This window comes from Embleya sp. NPDC050493 (genome assembly GCF_044458105.1).
Taxonomy (GTDB): domain Bacteria; phylum Actinomycetota; class Actinomycetes; order Streptomycetales; family Streptomycetaceae; genus Embleya.
In genome coordinates, this window is sequence record NZ_JBITHP010000021.1 from 135422 (window position 1) to 157824 (window position 22403).

At 72.3% G+C, this 22403-nt stretch carries 26 protein-coding genes; 10 read left to right on the forward strand and 16 right to left on the reverse strand.

Annotated features, from left to right (window positions below; genetic code table 11):
* Positions 1-30: 30 nt before the first annotated feature.
* Complete coding sequence (locus ACIBM5_RS32695) at positions 31-588, forward strand: GNAT family N-acetyltransferase (protein WP_396010221.1); 558 nt, start codon at positions 31-33, stop codon at positions 586-588.
* Positions 589-604: 16 nt separating this feature from the next.
* Here the strand turns inward: ACIBM5_RS32695 and ACIBM5_RS32700 are convergent, their stop codons facing one another.
* The 4 genes from ACIBM5_RS32700 to ACIBM5_RS32715 all read right to left on the reverse strand — a co-directional run bounded on the left by ACIBM5_RS32700 (position 605) and on the right by ACIBM5_RS32715 (position 4855).
* A complete protein-coding gene (locus ACIBM5_RS32700; RefSeq protein ID WP_396010222.1) occupies positions 605-1477 on the reverse strand; it encodes a sigma-70 family RNA polymerase sigma factor in 873 nt (290 codons plus the stop codon).
* A gap of 186 nt (positions 1478-1663) precedes the next feature.
* Positions 1664-2092 carry an ATP-binding protein gene (locus ACIBM5_RS32705; RefSeq protein WP_391585925.1) on the reverse strand — a complete coding sequence of 143 codons (429 nt, stop codon included), beginning with the start codon at positions 2090-2092 and terminating at the stop codon, positions 1664-1666.
* A 384-nt stretch (positions 2093-2476) separates the two neighbouring features.
* Positions 2477-3541: a zinc-binding dehydrogenase gene (locus ACIBM5_RS32710; protein WP_396010223.1), complete on the reverse strand. Its 1065-nt coding sequence runs from the start codon at positions 3539-3541 to the stop codon at positions 2477-2479.
* Positions 3542-3670: 129 nt separating this feature from the next.
* Positions 3671-4855, reverse strand: coding sequence for an LLM class flavin-dependent oxidoreductase (locus ACIBM5_RS32715; protein ID WP_396010225.1), 1185 nt, complete (start codon positions 4853-4855; stop codon positions 3671-3673).
* Between the two features lie 44 nt (positions 4856-4899).
* Between ACIBM5_RS32715 and ACIBM5_RS32720 the strand changes: the two genes are divergently transcribed.
* The 3 genes from ACIBM5_RS32720 (at position 4900) to ACIBM5_RS32730 (ending at position 7547) form a co-directional block, all read left to right on the forward strand.
* The gene (locus ACIBM5_RS32720) at positions 4900-5790 is read left to right on the forward strand and encodes a PaaX family transcriptional regulator C-terminal domain-containing protein (protein WP_396010226.1); all 891 of its coding nucleotides are present in this window, start codon (positions 4900-4902) and stop codon (positions 5788-5790) included.
* A gap of 306 nt (positions 5791-6096) precedes the next feature.
* Complete coding sequence (locus ACIBM5_RS32725; protein WP_391585921.1) at positions 6097-6483, forward strand: ArsR/SmtB family transcription factor; 387 nt, start codon at positions 6097-6099, stop codon at positions 6481-6483.
* Entirely contained in the window at positions 6480-7547 is a 1068-nt protein-coding gene (locus ACIBM5_RS32730; protein ID WP_396010227.1) for a cation diffusion facilitator family transporter, read from the forward strand. The genes ACIBM5_RS32725 and ACIBM5_RS32730 overlap by 4 nt, the downstream gene beginning before the upstream one ends.
* 95 nt (positions 7548-7642) lie before the next feature.
* On the opposite strand, the gene ACIBM5_RS32735 is transcribed toward ACIBM5_RS32730, so the two are convergent.
* The 7 genes from ACIBM5_RS32735 to ACIBM5_RS32765 form a co-directional block, all read right to left on the reverse strand.
* Positions 7643-8377, reverse strand: coding sequence for a glutamine amidotransferase (locus ACIBM5_RS32735; protein ID WP_355535707.1), 735 nt, complete (start codon positions 8375-8377; stop codon positions 7643-7645).
* Complete coding sequence (locus ACIBM5_RS32740) at positions 8377-9666, reverse strand: MurT ligase domain-containing protein (RefSeq protein ID WP_396010228.1); 1290 nt, start codon at positions 9664-9666, stop codon at positions 8377-8379. The genes ACIBM5_RS32735 and ACIBM5_RS32740 overlap by 1 nt, the downstream gene beginning before the upstream one ends.
* A gap of 284 nt (positions 9667-9950) precedes the next feature.
* Entirely contained in the window at positions 9951-10631 is a 681-nt protein-coding gene (locus ACIBM5_RS32745; RefSeq protein ID WP_396010229.1) for a uracil-DNA glycosylase, read from the reverse strand.
* A 194-nt stretch (positions 10632-10825) separates the two neighbouring features.
* Positions 10826-11200 (reverse strand): VOC family protein, encoded by a 375-nt coding sequence (locus ACIBM5_RS32750; RefSeq protein WP_396010231.1) that lies wholly within the window; start codon positions 11198-11200, stop codon positions 10826-10828.
* Positions 11201-11598: 398 nt separating this feature from the next.
* Positions 11599-11940, reverse strand: coding sequence for a hypothetical protein (locus tag ACIBM5_RS32755; protein WP_396010232.1), 342 nt, complete (start codon positions 11938-11940; stop codon positions 11599-11601).
* A 760-nt stretch (positions 11941-12700) separates the two neighbouring features.
* On the reverse strand, positions 12701-14188 hold the full coding sequence (locus tag ACIBM5_RS32760) for a phosphatase PAP2 family protein (RefSeq protein ID WP_396010233.1): 1488 nt from the start codon (positions 14186-14188) through the stop codon (positions 12701-12703).
* A 45-nt stretch (positions 14189-14233) separates the two neighbouring features.
* A complete protein-coding gene (locus tag ACIBM5_RS32765) occupies positions 14234-15253 on the reverse strand; it encodes an ADP-ribosylglycohydrolase family protein (RefSeq protein WP_396010234.1) in 1020 nt (339 codons plus the stop codon).
* A gap of 454 nt (positions 15254-15707) precedes the next feature.
* Between ACIBM5_RS32765 and ACIBM5_RS32770 the strand changes: the two genes are divergently transcribed.
* Positions 15708-16103 carry a VOC family protein gene (locus ACIBM5_RS32770; RefSeq protein ID WP_391585913.1) on the forward strand — a complete coding sequence of 132 codons (396 nt, stop codon included), beginning with the start codon at positions 15708-15710 and terminating at the stop codon, positions 16101-16103.
* A gap of 165 nt (positions 16104-16268) precedes the next feature.
* On the forward strand, positions 16269-17483 hold the full coding sequence (locus ACIBM5_RS32775) for an acyl-CoA dehydrogenase family protein (RefSeq protein WP_396010235.1): 1215 nt from the start codon (positions 16269-16271) through the stop codon (positions 17481-17483).
* A gap of 359 nt (positions 17484-17842) precedes the next feature.
* On the opposite strand, the gene ACIBM5_RS32780 is transcribed toward ACIBM5_RS32775, so the two are convergent.
* The 3 genes from ACIBM5_RS32780 to ACIBM5_RS32790 form a co-directional block, all read right to left on the reverse strand.
* Complete coding sequence (locus tag ACIBM5_RS32780; protein ID WP_396010236.1) at positions 17843-18076, reverse strand: hypothetical protein; 234 nt, start codon at positions 18074-18076, stop codon at positions 17843-17845.
* Entirely contained in the window at positions 18073-18348 is a 276-nt protein-coding gene (locus ACIBM5_RS32785) for a hypothetical protein (protein WP_396010237.1), read from the reverse strand. The genes ACIBM5_RS32780 and ACIBM5_RS32785 overlap by 4 nt, the downstream gene beginning before the upstream one ends.
* A gap of 99 nt (positions 18349-18447) precedes the next feature.
* Positions 18448-18969 (reverse strand): flavoprotein, encoded by a 522-nt coding sequence (locus tag ACIBM5_RS32790; RefSeq protein WP_396010238.1) that lies wholly within the window; start codon positions 18967-18969, stop codon positions 18448-18450.
* Positions 18970-19023: 54 nt separating this feature from the next.
* Here ACIBM5_RS32790 and ACIBM5_RS32795 point away from each other — a divergent pair, with 54 nt between their 5' ends.
* From ACIBM5_RS32795 to ACIBM5_RS32810, 4 genes are all read left to right on the forward strand, one after another.
* Positions 19024-20220: a helix-turn-helix domain-containing protein gene (locus tag ACIBM5_RS32795; RefSeq protein WP_396010240.1), complete on the forward strand. Its 1197-nt coding sequence runs from the start codon at positions 19024-19026 to the stop codon at positions 20218-20220.
* 53 nt (positions 20221-20273) lie between these two features.
* Positions 20274-20744, forward strand: coding sequence for a hypothetical protein (locus ACIBM5_RS32800; RefSeq protein ID WP_396010241.1), 471 nt, complete (start codon positions 20274-20276; stop codon positions 20742-20744).
* Entirely contained in the window at positions 20741-20926 is a 186-nt protein-coding gene (locus tag ACIBM5_RS32805; protein ID WP_396010242.1) for a hypothetical protein, read from the forward strand. Before ACIBM5_RS32800 ends, ACIBM5_RS32805 begins: the two co-directional genes overlap by 4 nt.
* A 234-nt stretch (positions 20927-21160) precedes the next feature.
* Positions 21161-21367 (forward strand): hypothetical protein, encoded by a 207-nt coding sequence (locus ACIBM5_RS32810; protein ID WP_396010244.1) that lies wholly within the window; start codon positions 21161-21163, stop codon positions 21365-21367.
* A 1-nt stretch (position 21368) separates the two neighbouring features.
* Here the strand turns inward: ACIBM5_RS32810 and ACIBM5_RS32815 are convergent, their stop codons facing one another.
* Positions 21369-21716, reverse strand: coding sequence for a hypothetical protein (locus ACIBM5_RS32815; RefSeq protein WP_396010246.1), 348 nt, complete (start codon positions 21714-21716; stop codon positions 21369-21371).
* A gap of 44 nt (positions 21717-21760) precedes the next feature.
* Positions 21761-22081: a DUF6247 family protein gene (locus ACIBM5_RS32820; RefSeq protein WP_396010247.1), complete on the reverse strand. Its 321-nt coding sequence runs from the start codon at positions 22079-22081 to the stop codon at positions 21761-21763.
* Between the last annotated feature and the right edge of the window lie 322 nt (positions 22082-22403).

A 22403-nucleotide genomic window follows, 5' to 3' on the forward strand; every position in this document is an offset into this window, starting at 1 on the left:
ACGACTGTTTCAGTGAAGGGTATCGAGACCATGACCTCGACACCGAGCCCCGGCCCCACGCCCGGCCGAAGCCCCGACCCGAGCCCGGGCCCGAGCGCCGTGACCGTGCGCGACGCGACCCGTCCCGGCGACCTGGGTGCGCTCGCGGCGCTGCACGGCGTGCTGTACAGCCGCGAATACGGCATGGACACCACGATGGAGGCGGGCGTCGCCGCGGGCATGGCCGAACTCGTGTTGGCCCGGGCCCGGGAGGGGCACGACGGACCCGGGCGGATGTGGGTCGCCGAGGACGCGGAACGGGTGCTCGGCGGCATCGGGATCACCCGCGAGGAGGACGGGTGGATGCGGCTGCGCTGGGTGATCCTGGATCCGGCCGCACGCGGTCGCGGCGTGGGCGGTGCGTTGCTCGACACCGCACTGGCCGAGGCCCGTCGGCGCGACGCGGTCGGCGTGTACCTGTGGACGATCGCGGGCCTGGACGCCTCCAGGCACCTGTACGACCGGGCCGGATTCACCCTGACCGAGGAACACCCGGCCCGCGCCTGGGGAATCGACGCCGTGGAGCAGCGCTTCGACCTGAAGTGGTGAACGGTGGTGAACGGGGTCAGCCGACGAAGGTCACCTCCGTTTCGCGCAGGTGATCGGGGTCGGACAGCAGGTCGATGCCGACGATCCGGCCGTCCACGACGGTGAAGCCGAAGATCACCCGGGGCTTGCCGCGCGGTGCCCAGACGGCGCCGAAGATGCCGTCGACGAGCGCGGTTCGGGCGGCCTGGGCCCGGCCGGTGAAGGTCTCCGCGACCGCCATCGCGCCGCGAACGTCGTCCGTCGCGCCCGCCAGGACCGCGGCCCGGTCGGCGCGTACCACCACGTCCGGGTCGAGCAGGGCCAGTAGCGCCTGGAAATCGCCGGCGCGCGACGCGGCGAGGAAGGCGTCGACCACCTCGCGCTGCCGGATGGGGTCGACGTCCGGGTCGCCCGGCGAACCCTGGACCCGGCGGCGGGCCCGGCTGGCCAACTGCCGGGTGGCGGTGGGTGTGCGGTCCACGATCGGCGCGATCTCGTCGAAGGGCAGCGCGAACATGTCGTGCAACACGAAGGCGAGGCGCTCGGCGGGCGCGAGCGTCTCCAGCACGACCAGCAGCGCGAGGCCGACCGAATCGGCCAGGACCGCCTCGTGCTCGGGGTCGGTGCCCTCGTCGGGCGTGACCACCGGGTCCGGGACGTGCGCGTCCAACGGGTCCTCGCGACGGGTCCGGCGCGAGCGCAGCATGTTCAACGACACCCGGGCCACCGCCGTGGTCAGCCAACCGGCCAGGTTGTCGATCTCACGCACGTCGGTGCGGCTGAGCCGGATCCAGGTCTCCTGGACCGCGTCGTCCGCCTCGCTCAGCGAGCCGAGCATGCGATACGCCACCGCCCGCAGACGCGCTCGGTGCTCCTCGAAGCGGCCCGCCAGGAACTCGTTCTCGTCCATCGGTCTCACATTCCCGTCGTGTCGTGTCACAGCCTTGACCGACGAAACCCGATGGATGTGACCGAACCGGCGATCCCGCGGGCGACCGACGAACACGCGCGGCGGACCCGACCCGTCGCGACGTCCCGACCCGGCAGACGGCAGACGGCAGACGGCGACGGCCGACCACGGCGCACCCCGCCCGGCTCAGCGCAGCGGCAGCGTCACCCACACCGTCTTGCCGCCGGTCGCGTCCGGCTGGATCCCCGCGTATCCGCCGGCCTCCGCGACCAGGGCCTTGACGATCAGCAGGCCGCGTCCGCTGTCGTCGTCGACCGTCTCCAACAGCGCCTTGGGACAGAACGGATGTCGATCGTGCACCCCCACCTGCACGCCACCGTCGTCTGTGCCGCACACGGTGACGCCGATGGCGGGGGTCAACACCCCCGCGTGCCGGACCGCGTTGGTCACCAACTCGGACACGACCAGACGCAGCGTGTCCACGAGATCGCCGTGGGCCGGCATGCCCCACTCGACGGCGATCGCGACGACCTTGCGCCGGGCCGCGGACACCTCCGCCTCGTGCGGCGGCAGATCGAACCGACACACCGGATGAGCATCGTTGAGCACGGTCATACCGCGCCTCCCGAGCCGGTGGCGGTCACGCGATGGACGGACACGGCACCGTGACGGTGCCCGGTGTGACTCATGATGTCCCCGATGGCGGGTGTACGGATCTTCCGAGGGAATTCCATCGGAGCGTACCGATTCCGACACCCGGTGCGTCCAGTTTGCGACACTTCCACGCCCCACTCGGCGGGGCGTTCGGGGGCGTGCGCGTGTGAAATGCCCTGGCGAGCGCGCCGTTCGTGCACGGCGTGCGCCAGGGGCGACCGGCCCGGGTCCACTCGTACGCGTGACATCCGCCCCGCGCGTCCGCCTCGGGCCCGCCGCGGCGACGGCCCCGGGGGTTCGGCGCCGGGGCTTCGGCGCCGGGGCGGACGCCGGGCGGGCTCGCCGCTACACCGTGGCGGGATGTACGCCCGACCCCTCCAGGTGCGGTCGGACCAGGACCTTGACGTGCTCGTCCGGCCGGCCCAGCGTGTCGATCGCGGCGGCCACCCCGCCGAAGCCCACCTGACCGGTGACCAGCGCCGCCGCGTCCACGCCGCCGGCGGCGATCCGGGCCAGCGTCTTCGGGTACTCCTCGGGCGGATAGGTCAGACACATCTTGACCGTGAGGTCCTTGTAGATGCCCACCACGGGTCGGAACGTGTCCTCGGTCATGCACACTCCGATCAGCAACACCGTGGCGCCCCGCGGCGCGGCGTAGGTGATGCGATCGAACATGCCGGCCCTGCCCGAGCACTCGAAGACGGTCAGCGGTTGTCCCGGCTCGGCGATCTCGCGCCACGCGACGAACGGATCCTGCTCGGCCGGGTCGACCACGACGTGGGCGCCGAACGCGCGGGCGAGTTCACGGCGGCGCGGCGAGGGTTCGGAGACCACCACCGGCGCCACGCCGCGCTCGATCAGGCCGGCGATCGCCCCCAGGCCGATCGGCCCGGCACCGATCACGATCGCCGCGCCGCCCTTCTCCGCACCGGAGCGGGCCACGTTGCCGAAGCCGACCGCCAGCGGCTCGGTCAGCGCGGCGATGTGCGCCGGTACGTGGGAGGGCACCTTGACCAGCGCCGCGGCCTGCATCACCATGCGCTCGCCGAAACCGCCGGGGAAGGTGTTGGAGAAGCCGATGGTGCGCAGGACGCCTCCGCCGTCCAGCGCCCAGGGCAGCCCGACCACCACCTCGCCCTCCTCGAAGCCGGTCACACCCGGGCCGGGCCGCACCACCCGCGCGGACAACTCGTGACCCATCACCAGGTCGGCGTCCGGGTCGAAGACGAACGAGGGTGTGTCGGAGTCGATGGACGCCTGTAGGAATTCGGCCGTGTGCTTGTATGCGGACAGGTCCGAACCGCAGATCCCGCAGGCCACCGTCTCCACGAGGACCTGCCCCTCGCCGGGTTCGGGTGCCGCGATGTCCTCGACCGTGAACGTGCCGCCGCGCAGTACCGCTGCTCGCATGATGGGCAATCTCCCTGTCGGATCGACCGGTTCGCCGGTCACCGGATCACCGGATCACCGGGTCACGGGTCTCCGGGTCCCGGGTGCACCGGGTCACCGGGTCGGTGAACGAACGTGTGTCGGTGGGGTTCAGGACGCGGCGGGCGGCGTCATCGCGGCGACGACCGCCTGACGCAGCGCGCCGATGAAGCGCTCGCTGTTGTCGTTCGCCCAGGCCATCGAGGCCCGCCGTGGGCGGTTGGCGCCGGTGAAGTGCGGTACCACGTACTCGGCGAACAGTTCGTAGCTGCGCCACTTGTCCGCGGGTCGCGCGATCGGCAGGTCGAGCAGGAGCAGCGTGCCGAAGCCGCCGGACCGCTCGGTCATCGCGGTGATGCGTTCGATCGCCTGCGCGGGCGTGCCGATCATCGCCACGCCGAAGGTCGGGAAGCCCTCGCCGGTCCACTGCGCCACGGCCTCCCGGGCCGTCGCGCCCCAGGGCATGGTCATCCCGGACAGCCCCTGGATGTAGTCGACCAGGTGGTGCACGCCGTACTCGGCCTGTTCGCGCGCGGCCTCGGTGGTCTCGGCCAGGTGCATCGGCACCACCAGGCGCCAGCGCTCGCGGTCGGCGACGTGGCCGTGTTCGGCGCAAGTCTTGGCGTACACGTCCCAGTTCGTGGCCAGCGCGGCGAAGCCGGACGGGTCGGCGGCGGCGAGCGATAGCAGGCCCATGCCGTGGATTCCGGCCTGTACCGACCCGGACGGGGAGACGGTGGACGCGCATACGGTCTCGATGCCGGCGCGCGTGTACGGGCCCAGATGCAGTCGGGCCTGGTCCAGGGTGAACCAGTCGGTCCGCATGGTCACCGTCTCGCCGCGCAGCAGCGGGACGATCGCGGCCAGCGCCTCGGCCATCATGCTCCGCTGGCGCATCGGGTCGATGCCCATCATGAAGGCGTCCGAGGCCAGTTGGCCGGGCCCGGAGCCGAACATCACCCGACCGCGCGACTGCAGGTCGAGCTGCACGATGCGGTCGGCCAGGACCAGCGGGTGGTGGTACGGCAGCGAGTTGACGCCGGTGCCGAGTCGGATCCGGCCGGTGCGTTCGGCGGCGGCGGCGATGAACACCTCGGGCGAGGCGATCGTCTCGTACCCGGCCGAGTGGTGCTCGCCGATCCACGCCTCCTCGAAGCCGAGCGCGTCCAGGTGTTCGACCAGGTCGAGGTCCCGGCGCAGTTGCAGCGCGGGGTTGCCGTCGATGCCGTGGTAGGGGGCGATGAAGGCGCCGAAGCGGGTCGGCGGGGCGGCCTCGGACACGGCGACATCGGACACGAGCGGGACCTTTCGTAGGACACAAGAACCTGCTTGGATGAGTTATGTCCTACATGGAGGATGACGAGGAAACAAGGGGTACGCCCACCGGTCGCACCGGACCGCGCACCCGGCGCACCGCCGCCGGCGGCCCCAGCGCCCGCACGCTGTTGTTGACCGTGCTGGGCGAGTACGTGCGCTGGCCCGGACACGACGGGGTGTGGTCACCGACGGCCGTGGCGGCACTCGACGCGCTGGGGGTCCCGGAGGCGGCGACCCGGCGGGCGATCACCAGGCTGACCGCGGAGGGGTGGTTGGTGGCCCGCGCCGAGGGGCGGTACACCCGGCTGACCCTCGCGCCGTCGCTGTATCGGCTGTTGGCCGGGTGGACCGAGCGGCTCTCCCGGGCGACCCGGGAGACGCCCTGGTCGGGGCAGTGGCAACAACTGCTGTTCCGCCCGCCGGCGACGTTGCGCGAGGCGCGCGCGGTGGTCGAGGAGCAACTCGCCTTCGAGGGCTTCGGCGATCTGGGTCGGGGCGTGTGGATCGCGGCGGACCCGGGCGGGGTGGGCGTGCTGCGGGCGCTGATCGCCGAGCGTGGCCTGACCGGGTACGCGACCTGGATGACGTCGAGCGTGAGCGACCCGGAGCGGGAACGGGCCCTGGTCGAACAGGCCTGGGACCCGGCTGCGATCCGGGTGGTCCTGGAGGCCTTCGTCGATCGGTTCACCGGGGCCCGGGCGAACACCGACGCGGAGGCGTTCGAGCTGCGTACCCGGCTGGTGCACGCGTGGCGGCTGACCTTCGAATGCGACCCGCGGCTGCCTGCGGCGCTGCTGCCGGCGGATTGGCCGGGGGCGGCGGCGAGCGACCTGTTCGTGGCCACGTGGCGCGAGATCCACGAACCGGCGCAGCGATGGTGGGCGCGGTTGGACCGAGACCCGAGGCCGGCCTGACCGAACCGCGTGTCACCACGCGGTGGGCGCGGGCCGGCGGGTCGGTGGGCGGGCCGCGCGCCGCTCTCTCGCGCCGCCCCGCCCCGCCCCGCTCGGTTCGGCGGCCGTCCGGCCGGCCGGGCGATCGGCCGCCCGGGCGATCGGCCGGCCGGGCGATCGGGTCGGGATGGGTGTGGCGTGGTTGCGTGTAGATACCCCCTGCCCCTATGTTCTTCTCGTGCTCGTATGAAGAGCTGTTCAGACGTTACGATGTCCGAGTCGGGACGACGGCGGGCGGGGCGTGGACGCGAAAGTGGAGGTGACCCGGTGGCGCAGCCGGTGAACGCGGACCTGGTGGACTCGGTGCGATCACGGTTGCCCGACGGTCCGCACCTGGCCGAGACGGCGGACGTGTTCGCGCTCCTGGGCGACCCCGGTCGGCTCACCCTGCTGGTCGCGCTCCTGGAGGGCGAACTGTGCGTCCGCGACCTGGCCGCCGCGTGCGGGCAGGGCGAATCGGCGGTCTCGCACCAGTTGCGGCTGCTGCGCGCACACCAGGTGGTGACGGTGCGCCGGGCGGGCCGGTTGGCCTACTACCGCCTCGCGGACGCGCATGTACGCCTGCTCCTGGACGTGGCGCTCGCGCACATCGGCCACGCCCCCGCCACCGATCACACCGGCTGCGCGAACGACCTTCCCGGAGGGACTTCATGACCACCCGCGACCACGACCACGGCCCGGACGCGCCCGGGTCCCCGGCGCCGACCCGAGAGCCGCGAGGGGCCCACGGCAGTCACGACACGCACGGCAGTCACGACGGGCACGACCACGGGGGAGCCGGGCACGCGGGTCACTCGCACGGGGTCGCCGCGGACGCGGATCGGCGCTACCTGACCGCCGCGCTCGTGCTGATCGGCGCGTTCATCGTGGTCGAGGTCACGGTCGGTATCCTGGCGAGCTCGCTCGCGCTGATCACCGACGCCGGCCACATGGTCACCGACGCGTTCGCGATCGGCCTCGCGCTGGTGGCGATGCGGCTCGCGGCCCGGCCCGCGCGCGGGCGCTGGACGTACGGATTCAAGCGCGCGGAGATCCTGTCCGCGCAGATCAACGGCATCACATTCCTGGTCCTGGCGGTGTGGTTCAGCTACGAGGCGGTCCGGCGCTTGATCTCGCCGCCCGACGTCGAGGGCTCGCTGGTGATCGTCACCGCCGCGGTCGGCATCGTGATCAACGTGCTCGCGGCCTGGCTGATCTCACGCGCCAACCGCTCCAGTCTCAATGTCGAGGGCGCCTACCAGCACATCCTCAACGACCTGTGGGCGTTCATCGCCACCCTGATCTCCGGTGTCGTGGTGCTGACCACCGGTTTCGCCCGGGCGGACGCGATCGCCTCGCTGATCGTGGCGGCGCTGATGCTCAAGTCCGGTATCGCGCTGGTCCGCGAGTCGTGGCGGATCTTCCTGGAGGCGGCCCCCGCCGGCATCGAGCCGGACACGGTCGGGGCGGACCTGGCCTCGGTCGAGGGTGTCACCGAGGTCCACGACCTGCACATCTGGACCATCACGTCGGGCTTCCCGGCGCTGTCCGCCCACGTTCTGGTCGAGCCCGGGGACGACTGCCACCGGGTGCGCGACCGGCTCCAGGCGCGGCTGCGCGAACGGTACGCGATCACCCACACGACGCTTCAGGTCGACCACGCCGACCCGTCGGTGCTGGCGATCGGCGCGACCCGCGGGCACTGCGAGGACCCGCACGGGACGGTGCACACGCCCTGACGGGTGGTGGACGGCCGAGGAGCCCGCATACCGCTCGGCGGCGGTATGCGGGCTCCTCGGCTCGGGTTCCTCCCCGGGTCGGCTCGGGTGCCGCCTCAGTTCGAGGCGGCTGCCCGGACCGTGCGCAGGCGCTCGGAGCGCAGCTGCTCGTGCCAGTGGTCGCCCAGCGGGGTCAGCGGCACGCCGGTGGCCCAGGTGAGCAGCAGGTCGGCGAGCGCCGGGTTGCGCGACATCACCGGCCCGTGCATGTACGTGCCGATCACCCGACCCGCGTAGGCGCCCTCGGTGCCGTCGCCGGTCCCGTTGCCGTTGCCGTGGGTGACCCTGGCCAGCGGCTTGGCGCCGGGGCCCACGTGGGTGACGCCCTGGTGGTTCTCGAACCCGGAGAGCACGGGCAGGCCGAGCGCGGGGTCGACCTCGGCCAGCACCTCGCCGACGCAGCGCTTGCCGGGCGCGCCCCGGCCGGAGCGCACGTCCAGCAGACCCAGGCCCGCCTCGGGCTGGTCGAGGTCGTCGATGAACTCGTTGCCGATGATCTGATAGCCCGCGCACACCGCGAGCAGCGCGGCGCCGGCACCGACCGCGGTGGCCAGCCCCGGGTCGCGGCGCAGGCGCTCGGCGGCCAGTCGCTGCGGTCGGTCCTCGCCGCCGCCGATCAGGTAGATGTCCCCGGAGGTGGGGACGGGCTGGTCGGAGCGTACGTCCACGCGCTCGACCTCGATGCCGCGCATCAGCGCGCGACGCTCCACGATCAGTGCGTTGCCCTGGTCGCCGTATGTGCTGAGCAGGTCCGGGTAGATCCAGACCAGGCGCAGCCTGCTCTCACCGATCATGCCTGTGCCGCTTCCTTGATCGTCTTGCGCAGCTGTTGGAACGCCGTGTAGTTGGCGATGACCTCGATCTGGCCGGGCGGCGCCGCCGCGACCGCCTGGCCGAGCGTCTCGCAGACCTGGAACTGCAGGCCCGCGACCTCCAACCGGACGGCCAGGTCGAGTCGGCGCTGGCCCAGCACGAACAGCGGGCGGGCGGCGAGCTGGGTGAAGTCCACGTCCCAGATCCACGAGGTGTCCTTGCCGTCCGCGTCGAGCGCGTTGACGGACAGGATCACCGGGGTGGGCGGCGGGTCGATCAGCGAGAACGTCTCGACCCAGCCGGCCGGGTTCTTCGCCAGGAGCAGCCGCAGCTTGCGGCCCATGTAGTCGACCACGTCGTAGCGGCCGGCGACGGCGGTGACGTGCTTCATCCGCTCCAGCGCCGCCTCCACGGGCACGCCGAACAGGGACGCGACGGCCGCGGCGGTGACCGCGTTGGCGCGGTTGGCCCGGCCCGGCAGCTGAAGGTGCAGCGGCCACACCCGCCCGTCCGGGTCGACCATGCGGTCGCCGGCGAGCGACCAAGTGGGCGAGGGGCGACGGAAGTCGCATTCCGAGCAGAACCAGTCGTCGCCCGGACGCTGCATCACGCCGCCGCACTGCGGGCAGGACCAGGAGTCCTCCTGCCAGGTCTGCCCGGCGGCGACCCACAACACGTCCTTGCTGGAGGACGCGGCCCACACGATCAGCGGGTCGTCCGCGTTGGCGACCACGATCGCGTCCCGCCCGCGCAGGCCCTCGCGCCACTTCTCGGCGAGCATCCGGGTCTCCGCGGCACGGTCGAGCTGGTCCCGGGAGAGGTTGAGCAGCGCGATGGCGACCGGGTCGGAGTCCCGGGCGACGCCCGCGAGGTACTTCTCGTCGACCTCGATCACGCCGTAACGGGCCTCGTTGCCCGCGCCCGCGAGAGCGGAGGTGATCCCCGCCGGCATGTTCGCGCCCAGCGCGTTGGACACCACGGGACCCGCGGCGCGCATCGCCTCGGCGACCAGGCGGGTGGTGGTGGTCTTGCCGTTGGTCCCGGAGATCAGCACCACCTGCAGCCCCACCGACAACTGCGCGAGCAGGTCCGGGGCGAGCCGCAGCGCGAGCTTGCCCCCGATGACCGAACCGCTGCCCTTGCCGGCGCGTCGCGAGATGGCCGCGGTCACCCGACTCGCGGTGATCGCCAATTTGGAACGCGGCGGCAACGCCTCGGAGGAGCGCTGCGGCGCACCCCCCTGGCCGGGAACGCTATTGCCTGACATCGAAGAAGGTTCCTCCAAGCGACGGCCCCGACCGGCGGTGGCCCATGACCGGTTGTACCGGCCGCCACCCTATAGGCGTGGACGCGCGGGGTGGTTGTCGTGGTTGCGCCCCGGCCGGGTCGGCAGGGCGTGCCTGTCCGCTCCGGCCGGCGCGCCGGCTGCGGGGGTTGGGATCTTGCGGCAGGTCGGTGGACCCGCTCCGGTCCGGTGGGCCGGGCGGGTCGATTGGTGCTTTGGGGTTACGGGAAGCGGTGGTTCGGGTTCCCGGAAGTGGTGCTTCGGGGCTACGGGAGGCGCCAGTCGACCGGTTGGGCGCCCTGGGCGACCAGGAGGTCGTTGGTGCGGGAGAAGGGGCGGGAGCCGAAGAAGCCGCCGGCGGCCGACATGGGGGAGGGGTGGGCCGACTCGACCACGGCCGCGCCGGGGCCGAGCAGGGGCCGGGCGTTGCGGGCGTCGCGGCCCCACAGGATCGACACGAGCGGGGTGCCGCGGGCCGCGAGCGCCTTGATGGCCTGCTCGGTGACCTCTTCCCAGCCCTTGCCGCGGTGTGCGGCGGGGCGACCGGGGGCGGTGGTCAGGGCGCGGTTGAGCAGCAGTACGCCCTGGTCGGCCCACGGGGTCAGGTCGCCGTTGGTGGGCATCGGCAGGCCCAGGTCGCGGTTCATCTCGGTGAAGATGTTGATCAGCGAGCCCGGTAGCGGACGCACCTCCGGGGCGACCGAAAAGCTCAGCCCCACCGCGTGCCCGGGGTTGGGATAGGGATCCTGGCCCACGATCAACACCCGTACGTCCGCGAAGGGTTGGGTGAACGCCCGCAACACGTTCGCGCCGGCCGGGACGTAACGCCGTCCCGCTGCGATCTCTCCTCGCAGGAAGTCGCCCATGGCGGCCACTCGGCCCGCCACCGGTTCCAGGGCCTTCGCCCATCCTGCCTCGACAATTTCGCCCAACGGCCGCGCCACCATGGGAGTTGAGCATAGGGCAAACGGGTGACAGTCCCGGCACGCCGGCAGCGTCGGCCACGGTACGGGCGTGCGGGCGGGGGGACTCGGCCGGTTTCGGGGCTCGATGGTGCCGGGTGCCGAAGGCCCGATGGCCGATGGCATGGGCGTTTTTCGGTCGGCACGGGAAACGGGGAGGGCGGCCGTTGCGCCGGCGGTCAGGCCGGGGACATGACCTCGTACAGGTTTCCCGTGTCGTCGGTGAAGAACAGGCCGCGTGGGCACAAGGGGTGGTCGATGCGGCCGTTGGTCGGTTCGGCGGGGGAACTGCCGTACGGGATGTCGGCCGCCCGGAGTCGGGCCAGGATCGCGTCGAAGGTGGCCGGGTCGACGTCGAAGGCCAGGTGGTGTCCCTCCGCCGCGGCCACCGTCATGAAGTCGAGGGTGAGCTGCTCGTTGACCCGGACGGGCGCGAAGTGGCCGTGGGCACCGTCCGGAGGCAGTTCCTCCAGGCCCATCACCGTGGCGAAGAAGTGCGCCGCCGCCCGGTGGTCCGTGGCGGGGACGATGGTGTGGTTCAGCGAGACGGCCATCCTGCGGCACTCCCGGGGGCGTCGGTCGGTACGGACACGTGCCTTCGCCACGGGGGACGACGATTCCTTTGTCCGGAACGCGAGGCCGGTGGCCGGTCCGCGGGCGAAGACGACGCCAGGGGAGACGCACGAGCTCCCGGCCGGGTTCCCGAGCACGAGTCGTGGGGCGGTCGGTAGGAGCCGATGCGGGCCGCTTCCGGTCGGGTCGGCGGACGGCGGCGGCGCGGGTCCGGTCCGGGATCGGACCGTGGTCACGGGATTGCTCGACCCGTTCAGCGCCGGTGCGGCCGACGCTCGGGCGCGGCGGCGTGTGGCGGGCGATCGCGCCGTGACGCCATGGGCATCCGTACGGCCGGCCGTACGGATGCCCATGGCGGTTCGCCGGCGGCTGTCCTGGCCTATTCGAGCAGGCCCGTCACCGTGTCCCAGGCGTCCTCGGCGTCCGTGCCGGCCAGGGCCAGGGCCACCGCCGCCTCGCACGCGGCCAACGCGAAGACCGCCCCGACCCACCTGCGTTCCGCGGGGGTGAGGCGGCGCCACTCGATCGCGCCGCCGGCCCCGTCGACCAGATCCGACGCCACCACGAGCCAGCCCCACTCGGCGCTGCCCCGTCCGCCCGCCAGGGCGCGCAGTACGCCCGTGCCCAGCAACACATCCCGCGCGCCGAGACCGCGGCCGAGCAACGACGCCTCCCGGGCCGCGGTGGGCCGCAACCACACCCCGCCGCGCGGAGCCACCATGGACACCACCCCGGCGGCCACCCGTCCAGCCGCCAATACCGCCGCCACCCGTCCGGCCGACCCGGATATCGCCCCCGAAACCGCCACCACTGCCCCTTATCGACACCAGTTCGCACCCCCGGCCCATCGGCCGGCGGCCCACACCGTAGCGGTGCCCCGGATAGGCGCCTCCGCACCCCCACCACGCACACGACCCGCCAACGGTTTCCATCCCACGTGTCCAACCGTCTCGACGCCGCCGGAAGAGGCCGGGCACGGCGCGGCGGGGTCGCTCGGTGCGGCAGTGTGGCGGCGCGAACGGGACGCGGTGGGTGGCCTGTTGTCGTGGCGCGTGAGTGGTGTGAGTCGCACGCGGCGGAGCGGGCGGGGTGGTTCGGTCCGCCAGCGCGCAGGGCGGACGTTTGCTGTCGTGGCGAGTGCGGCGAATCGGACGCGGCTGGTGCGCAAACCAGGGGAGGGGGCGGAGCGCGGCACACGGGGTCGGTGCCGTCGGCGGCCGGAGCGAGCACGGACGGGCCGACCGCGATCGCGCCGGCCGGACGGTGGTGTGCCGCGGCTTCCCGGCGGGGCGGTGGCCACCGGCGCGGCGGAGCGCCGCCGGGTGAGGCGGGTCGGATGCGGTGCGGAACCGGCGGATGGGGCGCGCGGGGGCGTGCGCGGCGGGGTGCTTCCGGTGCGGCGAGGGCGGCCCGGGCCCGGGATTGTTCCCGTGGCCCGGGCCCGGCGCCGTGACCGCAGTCGGGTTCGGTTCGGGTCGGGGTCAGTCGCGTAGGGCGCCTTCGGGGCGGTAGACCGTGAGACGGCGGCCCTTGGCGATGCGTAGTTGGGAGGCGCCGGGGCGGACTTCGCCGTCGACGGCGAGTTCGGCGCCCTCCTGTATTTCGGAGAGGCGGACCGTGCGGGCCGTGGACGCCTCGTAGACGCGCGAGCGGCCGAGTGTGCCGGACAGGACGGCGGCCACCAGCCGGGTGCGGGCCAGGGGGCGCGAGGCGTCGACGATGCGCACGTCGAGGAGGCCGTCGGTGAGGTCGGGTCGGTAGGTGGGCGCGAAGCCCTCCGGGGCGTATTCGCCGTTGCCGAGGAACAGCAGCCACAACGAGCGCGGGCGGCCGTTGACGCGCATCTTGACCGGACCCGCGTCCCGGAGCACCCGGACCAGGCCCACCAGCATGGCCGGCCACTTGCCGATCTTGCCCTCCAACTCCTCGCGGAAGCGCACCAGATCGGGGTAGACGCCGAGCGAGAAGGTGTTCAGGAAGAGCTCCGGACCCAACTCCCGACCGTCGTCGGAGAACGGGTGCGAGTGGTCGCGCTGCAATTCGGCGACGTCCACCAGCACCGCCTCGCCCGCCGCGAGCGCCAGCGCGGTGTCGTCCAACCGGGTCAGGCCCAGGTCGCCGGCGAAGTGGTTGAGCGTGCCGGCCGGGAAGACCGCGAGCGGCATGCCCCGGTCCAGTGCGATCCGTGCCGCGCAGTTCACGCTGCCGTCGCCGCCCGCGACGCCCAGCACCCGCGCCTCCTGGGCCGCCTCGCACAACAATGCGACCAGGTCGCCGTTCTGGCCGCGCTCGACCACCTTGGCGCCGGGCAACAACTCGCGCAGGCGTTGTGCGGTGTCGCCCTCGGGGCCGGCCGAGGAGTTGACCACGACCACCAGGCCGTCTCCCTCGACCAGCGACGGCACCTTCCCGCGTGGGGGCGGTGCGGACGCCGCCTCCACCGGCCGGGTCGGCCACCAGCGCAGCGTCACCGCCGCGAGGCCCGCGCCCAGCGCCGCGCCCGCCAGTACGTCACCCGGATAGTGCACGCCCGTGTACACCCGGGAGAAGGCCACCGATCCGGCCAGCGCGCCGGCCGCGACACCCAACGGCCGCGACTCCAACGCGACGCCCGTGGCGAAGGCCGCCGCGGACGCCGCGTGCCCGGACGGGAACGAGGTCGTCCACGGCTGCCGGCTGAGCCGGCGGGCCAGCGGCACCGCGTCGATCACCGGCCGGGGCCGGCGTACCCAACTCTTGAGGACCACATTGGTCACGGTCGACGCGAGCGCCACCGAGCCCAGTCCGCGCATTGCCGCCCGACGCCCGCTGCGTCCACCGGAAAGCGCCATCCCCGCACCGGTCACCGCCCACAGACGCGAATGGTTGGCCGCGCGGGACAAGGCGGGCAGCGCCTTGTTCGCCCACGGCACATGATGCGTTGCCACCCACGCGAAGGCCGCCCGGTCGGCGGCATGGATCTTTCCCATGGCGCCATCACTACCCGCAACCGGTCTCGCGCACCACGACCTGCGTCACATCCGGAGAGCCTCGGACACCTCGGACAGTTCGGCCCGATACTCGATACGGTCGAGCCACTCGGCGGGCCAGCCCGCCAGGCCGTGTACGGCGCCGATCATCGCGCCCGTCAACGCGGCGATCGAGTCCGAGTCGCCGGACGTGGCCGCCGCGCGGGCGAGCGCCGACCTCGGGTCGTCCGGATACAGCGCGACGCAGAGCACGGCCGTGGCCAACGCCTCCTCCGCGATCCAGCCGGCGCCGGTGACCTGGCACGGATCCGAGCGTCGGTCCCGCTCCAGCAGGGCGCGGTCCAACCGGTCCAGGACGCCCAGGCATTCGTCCCAGCCGCGTGCGATGAAGCCCTCCGGCGTGTCCGCGAACGGGCCGCGCCACAGGTCCTCGCCGAGCCAGTCGGCGCGGTAGACCTTGCGCTGCGCCTCGGCGTGCGCACGCAGGTACGCGGGCAGTTCGGCGACCGGCACACCCGACCGCAGGCCGTGCACGGCGGTCGCGGTCAGATCCGACGCGGCCAGCGCGGTCGGATGACCGTGGGTGACCGCGGCCTGGAGTTGCGCGGCGCCGCACCGGGCGGCCTCGTCGAGGCCGTCGACCAGGCCCAGCGCGGTGACCCGCATGTTCGCGCCGCAGCCCTTGGAGCCGCGCCGGGTCGCGTCGAGCCAGGTTCGACCGGCGGCCAGCTCCGCGCACGCGGACATGCATGTGTGCCCCGGCGCGCGGGTGTTGTCCGGGGAGTCCCACCAGGTCAGGAACCGCTCGATCACCAGCGGCGCGAACCGCTCCGCGGTCAACACCCGCGCGTTCGCGCGCGCGTCGATCAGAGCGTGGGCCACCGCCAGACCCATCTGGGTGTCGTCGGTGACCAGGGCCGGCGTGCCTTCGAGGTCCATCGGCCCGGGCAGTTCGTACCGGCGCACGATCTGCGCGTAGGACAGGAACTCCGTCGGCGCGCCCAACGCGTCCCCGTACGCCAGCCCGAACATGCTCCCGCGCACCCGCTCCGCGTTCCCCACCATGTGGCACCACCCTTCGTCGAGGCCCCAGCCTGCCGGCCGCACGACCACCTTCCGGATCCTTTTCGACCCGGCACCGAGGACGAGCGGAGCCCGGGCGGGCGGGGCGGGGTGTGGAGGCGATCGTCGGAGGCGGGTGAGGTGGGCGGGATTCGCACGCACCCCGGCCATGCCCCGCGACATCGCGCCCGGACCGTCGCGCCGCCGACCACCACACCTGCCGCCGCGCCCCCGCACCGGCCGCCGCATCGGCCGCCGCACCGGCCGCCGCACCGGCCCCCGCACCGGCCCCCGCACCGCGCCCGACCGCCCCGCCCACCGCCACGCCCCGCTCCCGCGCCGGAGCCCGACCGATCCGGCGCCTCCGCCTCCCCATCCCCCGCCCCCACCCCCAATGGGTGGGATGTACCGTCTCGGGAGGGTTCGAAATCCGTGGATCGGGGCGAAGCTTCCGGTCATGGACGTACTCTCCGGTCGCATTCTGTTGCGCCCCATCGACCTCGATCGTTCGCTGGCCTTCTACCGGGACGTGCTCGGGCTCGCGATCGCCCGCGAGTTCGGGACCGGGATCCATCGGGGGACGGTGTTCTTCCTCGGCGGTGGTTTCCTGGAGGTCTCGGGCACCGCGACGGAGGCCGGGCCCGGGTGCGCGGATCTGCGGTTGTGGCTCCAGGTACGGGACTTGGTCGCCACCCACAAGGAACTCCTGGGCAAGGGCGCCACCGTGGTGCGCGAGCCGCGTCGTGAGGCGTGGGGGTTGGACGAGATGTGGATCGCCGATCCGGACGGTGTGCGGATCTGCGTGGTGCAGGTTCCGGACGAGCATCCGATCCGCTACCGACCCGGCATCTGACGGTTCGTCCGCAGCCGTCGCGAGAGCCGCCGGCTTCGCCGTGCGGTGCCGGTGCACAGCCCGATCGGCCCGTATCCCCGGGCCTCTTGACGCCCCCAGGCGCTGACGACACACTCAAGCTACCAGCCGGTAACAATTTCGACGACGTCCGGGGGCCCACCACCCATGACCGCCTTCAATCTCGCCCTCGACGAGGACCAGACCACCATCCGCGACTGGGTGCACGCCTTCGCCGCCGACACCATGCGCCCGGCCGCGGCCGAATGGGACGAGCGGGAGGAAACCCCCTGGCCGATCATCCAGGAAGCCGCCAAGGTCGGACTGTACTCCCTCGACTTCTTCACCACCCAGGCCTTCGACCCCACCGGTCTGAGCATGCCGCTGATCATGGAGGAACTCTTCTGGGGCGACGCCGGGTTGGGCCTGGCGCTGACCGGCACCGCGCTCGCCGCGGCCGGCCTGGTGGCCAACGGCACGCAGGAGCAGATCATGACGTGGGCGCCGGAACTGTTCGGCACCGCCGACGACATCCGGGTCGCCGCGTTCTGCTCCTCCGAGCCGGACGCCGGCTCCGACGTCTCCTCGATGCGCACCCGCGCCACGTACGACGAGGCGACCGGCGACTGGATCCTCAACGGGGTCAAGACCTGGGCCACGAACGGCGGTATCGCGCACGTGCACGTCGTGGTCGCCACCACCGATCCGACCCTCGGCTCGCGCGGCCAGGCCAGCTTCGTGATCCCGCCGAACACGCCCGGGCTCTCCCAGGGGCAGAAGTTCAAGAAGCACGGGATCCGCGCGTCGCACACCGCCGAGGTGGTCCTGGACAACGTCCGCGTCCCCGGCGACTGCCTGTTGGGCGGCAAGGACAAGCTGGACGAGCGGATCGCGCGGGCCAGGTCCGGCACGTCCGCGCGCTCGAACGCGGCGATGGCCACGTTCGAGTCGTCCCGCCCGGCGGTCGCCGCGCAGGCGGTGGGCATCGCGCGCGCCGCCTACGAGGTGGCCCTGGAATACGCGCAGGTCCGCGAGCAGTTCGGCCGGCCGATCATCGACAACCAGGGCGTCGCGTTCACCATCGCCGACATGCGCACCCGGATCGACGCGGCCCGGCTGCTCACCTGGCGCGCCTCGTGGATGGCGGCGACGAACCAGCCGTTCACCGCGGCCGAGGGCTCGATGTCCAAGCTGTACGCCGGCGAGACCGCCAAGTGGGTGACCTCCGCCGCGATGCAGATCCTCGGCGGCAACGGGTACACCCGTGAATACCCGGTCGAGCGCATGCACCGGGACAGCGCGATCTACACGATCTTCGAGGGCACGAGCGAAATCCAGCGCCTGGTCATCGCACGCACGTTGTCCGGAGTGCCGATTCGCTGACAAGTACGCAGGTCAGAGTCGCATCGGCCGCCAAAGAGCAACGCCCGATCGCTGATTGCGGACGGGCATTGCTTTGCTTTCCGAGATCAATTGCATGATCGGCGACCTGCCGAGCCCGGTACAGCACGACGGCGGCCGCCCGCGCCTCGGTCCGGAGGCGGTCCCACTCGCCGCGCCACTGCTCGTGGGCGGCGTCCCACGCGCCCGCTCGGCCTCGCCCTCGGGCTAGTCGTTCCGCCGGCCGCTCGCGGCGTGTGCCCTGACGGCGGCGTCGGCCGCGTCCCAGCGGGCTTGGGCCTGCTCGGGCGTGGGGGTGTCGTGCTGTACGAGCCCGGCCCGACAAGCGGGCACGTGGGCGGTCACACGATGCGGACGACCGTGATGAACATCAGCCCGGCCGACACCTGGTACACAACGATGAACTCGCCGGCGGAGGCCTGCCTGTGGTCCCGGTCCCGCATCGCCGCGGTGCCGGGGCCGTAGGGGTCGCGGGCGATCGACGCCACCCCGGCGTCGAGGGACCTGCGCCGGCCTGAGCTGAGCTGGGAGCGGACCTTGTCGCAGTCGGGGCTCCACTGCACGGAGTAGCTCACCGCGTCTCCTCCTCGTCCCGGGCGCGCTCGGCCAGCACCTGGCGCTCTTCCTCGCGGAGGGCTTCGACGGCGGCGATGTCCTCGTCCCAGGCCGGAGTGGGGCGGAGGGCCCAGCGGTTGAGGATGAGCAGGAGGTCACGGGCGTGGGCGTCGCCGACCTCTTCGTCGAACTTCTCGCGCCACTCCTCGGGGAGGGCTGCCCTGATCCCGTTGATGGATGCGGGCAGCTCGACCATCTCGCCGCCGATGTGGGTCGTGAACGTCGCCGCCATGGTGCCTCCCAAGTGGGTAGTGGGAGGCAAGCGTGACACCACGCCGGCCGTGATCGGTAGCCGGCGCACCCGGGCGGAGTACGCGACCCGGTGTGCGCCCTACGCGACGACGGGCAGGCGGCCGGCTACCGTTGACCAGTCGAGTGTGTCGTAACCACTGAGGGGTGCACCGTTCCCGTCGAGGATCAGATCGACGCCGCTCTCTCGGAGTGATTCCCGGCTCCGGGCAGATGCCGGATGCGCGGCGAGGGCGCCCTTGAACCACGGCACGGCGACGATCGGGATACCTGAGCCCAGTGCCTCGTTCAGGGTGCCGAGGGCCACGTTGTCGGAGATGCCGAGGGCCCACTTGTTCAGGGTGTTGAACGTCAGCGGGCAGGCGAGCAGCGCATCCGGGGCGGGGTGCGGCCGTGGGTCGTCCGGCCGGCGATCGCATGTGCGCACCGAACGCCCCGCGGCGGCGGTCAGATCGTCGAGGCCGGTGTCGAGCCACGCTGCGGCGGTCGGGGTGAGCGTGACGCATGTGTCCCAGCCGCCTCGGCGCAGGACGCGGATCAGGGTCACGAGGTCACGCACGGGAGGAGCGGCCCCGGCCACGACGTACAGCACACGATTCGTCATGCGGGGAGCCTACGAGCGCCTACGCTTTGTTCAGCATCAGGAATGGAGTTCGGCATGCCGGTGCTCAAGCACGAGTCGACGGGGGCCCGGATCGCGGCCTACCGCAAGTTGCGTGGTTTCACCCAGCGGGGCTTGGCCCGGCAGGCGTGTGTGTCGTACAGCCTGCTCACCAAGGTGGAATCCGGGCATCGACCTGCCACGCCCGCCCTGATAGCGGCTTGTGCCAGGGCTTTGAGCGTGACGTCGTTCGACCTCACCGGGCAGCCGTATCTCGCCGAACTCCGGCGTGATCGGATCGAGGAATTGATTCAGCCGATCCGGGCGGCCCTCGACAATTGGGATCTGGCGCTGGAGTGGGAGGTGCGGCCGCGGTCCATTGCGGACCTTGAGGTGGATGTGCGGCGTGCCATGGTGCATCGGCGGAACGCGCAATACGGGTCCATGGCCCAGACGCTGCCGGCGCTCATCGACGAACTCGTGCAGGCCGCACAAGAGTCGGCCACCCCGGAGGACCGGGCTCACCTGTATTCGCTGATGGGTGACGTGTATCGCTGCGTGCACACCCTGGCGTACAAGTTGGGGCTCATCGATCTCGGCACGGTCGCCCTGGAGCGCATGGCCTGGTGTGCGCCCCTGTCGGACGACCCGTACCTGTCCGCGCTGCGCTCGTTCCTGAGGGTGCAATCCACGTTCACGACCGGCCGCCACGACGTCGGTCTGCGTCTCGTGGAGGTGACACAGGCACAGTTGCAGGAGTCGGGTCTCGACGACGGACGCTCGGCGGCGCTGACGGGTGCGCTGCATCTCCAGGCTGCTGTGCTCGCCGCTCGCCGCCACGACTCGCAGGGTGCGAGCGAGCGCATTCACGCCGCCCGCGAGCTTGCGCAGCGGACCGGCGAGTTGCCTCATTACGGCCTGTCGTGGGGGCCCACCAACGTCGTGGTGCACGCCGTCTCGACAGCGGTGGACCTGGAGCGCCCGGACGATGCGATCGCGGAGGGGGATCCCCTGACGTTTCCCCCGGACTGGCCTCGATCGCGGGAGGGTCACCACTGGATCGACATGAGCCGCGCCTACCTGTGGAAGGGTCGGCACGACAAGGCGCTGGAGTGCCTGAACAAGGCCCGCGCCGCGGCTCCCCAGCAGGCGCGCTACCACCCGTCGGTCAGGGAGACCGTGGAGGCGCTGGTCCGTCACAGGCGAACGGTCCCTGGAAGCCTGACGGCGTTCGCGTCATGGGTGGGCATGTAGGGCTTTCACAAGGTGTGAAAGTTGATCCCCTTGCCGTGGGTCAATCTCGACGTATGGCAGAGATTGCGCACGCCGAGCCGGCCGCGTGGACCCGCTGGGTATCATCGATCACAGCCCTGGGCGAGCCTGGGAGCGCGGGCGACGACGGACTCCGGTGCGTCGAGACCGGCGTTCTCTTCGATGTGGTGGTCGTCGCCCGGCAGCTTGCGGAACGTGTCGTCGAGCGCCTGACCTCCGCCGGCACACGGATAGGCCCCGTCTCCGGGTATCGCACTTCGGCACAGTTCCTCGTGCCCCTGGGCGTCAGCGACTGCTGGGATGAACTCGTGGACCAGTTCGGCGTATCGGCCGACGTCTCGTCCCGGTGCATGGGCCCGGGCTGTCTGATCCGGCTCCCGGCGCAATCCCCGGGCTCCTCCCTGTCGGCGGTGTGGCTGGTCACTCCGCCACTCGACGAAGGGGGCCTGCCGATCCTGACGGATCCACATGATCTCGTCCTGGCCATGGGAGCTGAGACACCTTGAGCGAATCCATCCACGTCGACCCGTCCGGCAAGCCGAACCGCCCGAACCGCGTCACGCTGCCCGATCGGACGCCGGTGGACCTGACGGACGACGAACTGGTGGCCCTGCAACACGAGATCCGCCGCCACATGCTGTACCCGGTCCCGGCCACGACCGACCGGCCTGCCGTCTCGGGCGGCTGACGAGCCGCCCTCCCGCCGCTGCGGCTGGGCACCGCTCGCGGCCTCCGGCCCGGCCCGCGCATCCCACCGCGCCGCCGGGCCGGCCTCCTCGTCGCCCGCCCTTCCGTTCGACGGGCGACCGGACCGGTGGCGCTGGTATCGCCGCCGGGTCCCACCGTCTCCGCCCGGCCGGGAGATCGCGCTCTGGCGCCGGCCGGGCGGGGCACCACCACTCACACCCGCGATGGAGACGTCATGTCCAGCTCACCCCCGTGGTCCGTCGGCGACACCCTGTGGCGCAAGCTCGGCCCCCGCAACCACCACCTCGGCACCATCACCCGGGTATGGCACGACGGCACCCGGTGGATGGTCGAGTACGAGCACGGCGTCCGGACGCAGGAAACGGTCACCGCGCCCGCCGACGAGATGTACCAGGACGGGCCGCCGACACGGCCGGTGTGACCTACCCGAGCCGCACCCGCCACCGATCCGCCGGCAACAGCAACTCCTCGACCACCGCGGCCTGTCCATCCCGCGCGTACCAGACCACCCGGACCACGAACAGGAGCGACCCGATGGCAACCCCGAGCAGCCCCGCCTCTCCGGCCGCCGCCGTTCGGGCCTCCGCGCTCATCACGACGGAGCGCTCCGTCGGCCCGTCTCGATGCACGTACCGCACCAGGGCGTGCGATGTGCGGCCGTCAGGGTCGAACAGCTCGGCCTGCTCGCGCAGAGAAAGCCCGGGAGAGACCGCGAGATGTCGCGAGGTCCTGCGGGCATCCGTGCGAACCTGCGAGGACTCGCGAGGCATTGGGCCAGGGCAGGTGACTTCTGTTTTCGTTGGGCCGCTGGGATTTACAGGATCTTCGTGCGGTCGGCGGGCGCGGTGTCGACGGGGAGGCCGGCGTTCAACCGGCGGATGGTCTCTTCCATCTCGGGCCGGTTTGGGGAGCGGCGGCGTGCGAGTTCGCCCTGCCACGGGGGCAGCATGTCGGCGAGGGGCCGGAGATCGCCATTGGCGTTGGCCGCGGTGAGTGCGGCCTGGTACTCGTCCTCGAATTCCATGCGCAGGTCGTCGGGCAGTTCGGCGCGCAACTCGGCCGGGGTGGCGTGCTCGGGCCCGCCGATTCCGATCGTGTGTCGGGGTCGACGGGGGTCCTCGGTCTGCTCGTCCATGCCTCCAGCGTGCCGGCCCGGCCGTCTCGTTCGGTAGCCGGCGTGCGCGCACCCGACGTGCACCCCCGACGCCCGTCGCGAGCTCGGCGCGAGGCCCCTCCCGGTCCGCTCAGCGCAGGGGTCCCGGATCCGGCGTCGGATGCGGCTCGTCCGGGACAGGGGGCGAGCCCGGGTCGGGGGGCAGTGGTTCGGGGCCGGGTTCCGGCAGCGGGTGTGGCGTGGGCATCGGTGGGGCCGGGGGCAGTGGGTCCGGCCATGGGTCGGTCACGGCGACCTCCTGGACGAGGGCGGTTCCGGGCGTGCCCGGACACGTCGCGGCGGC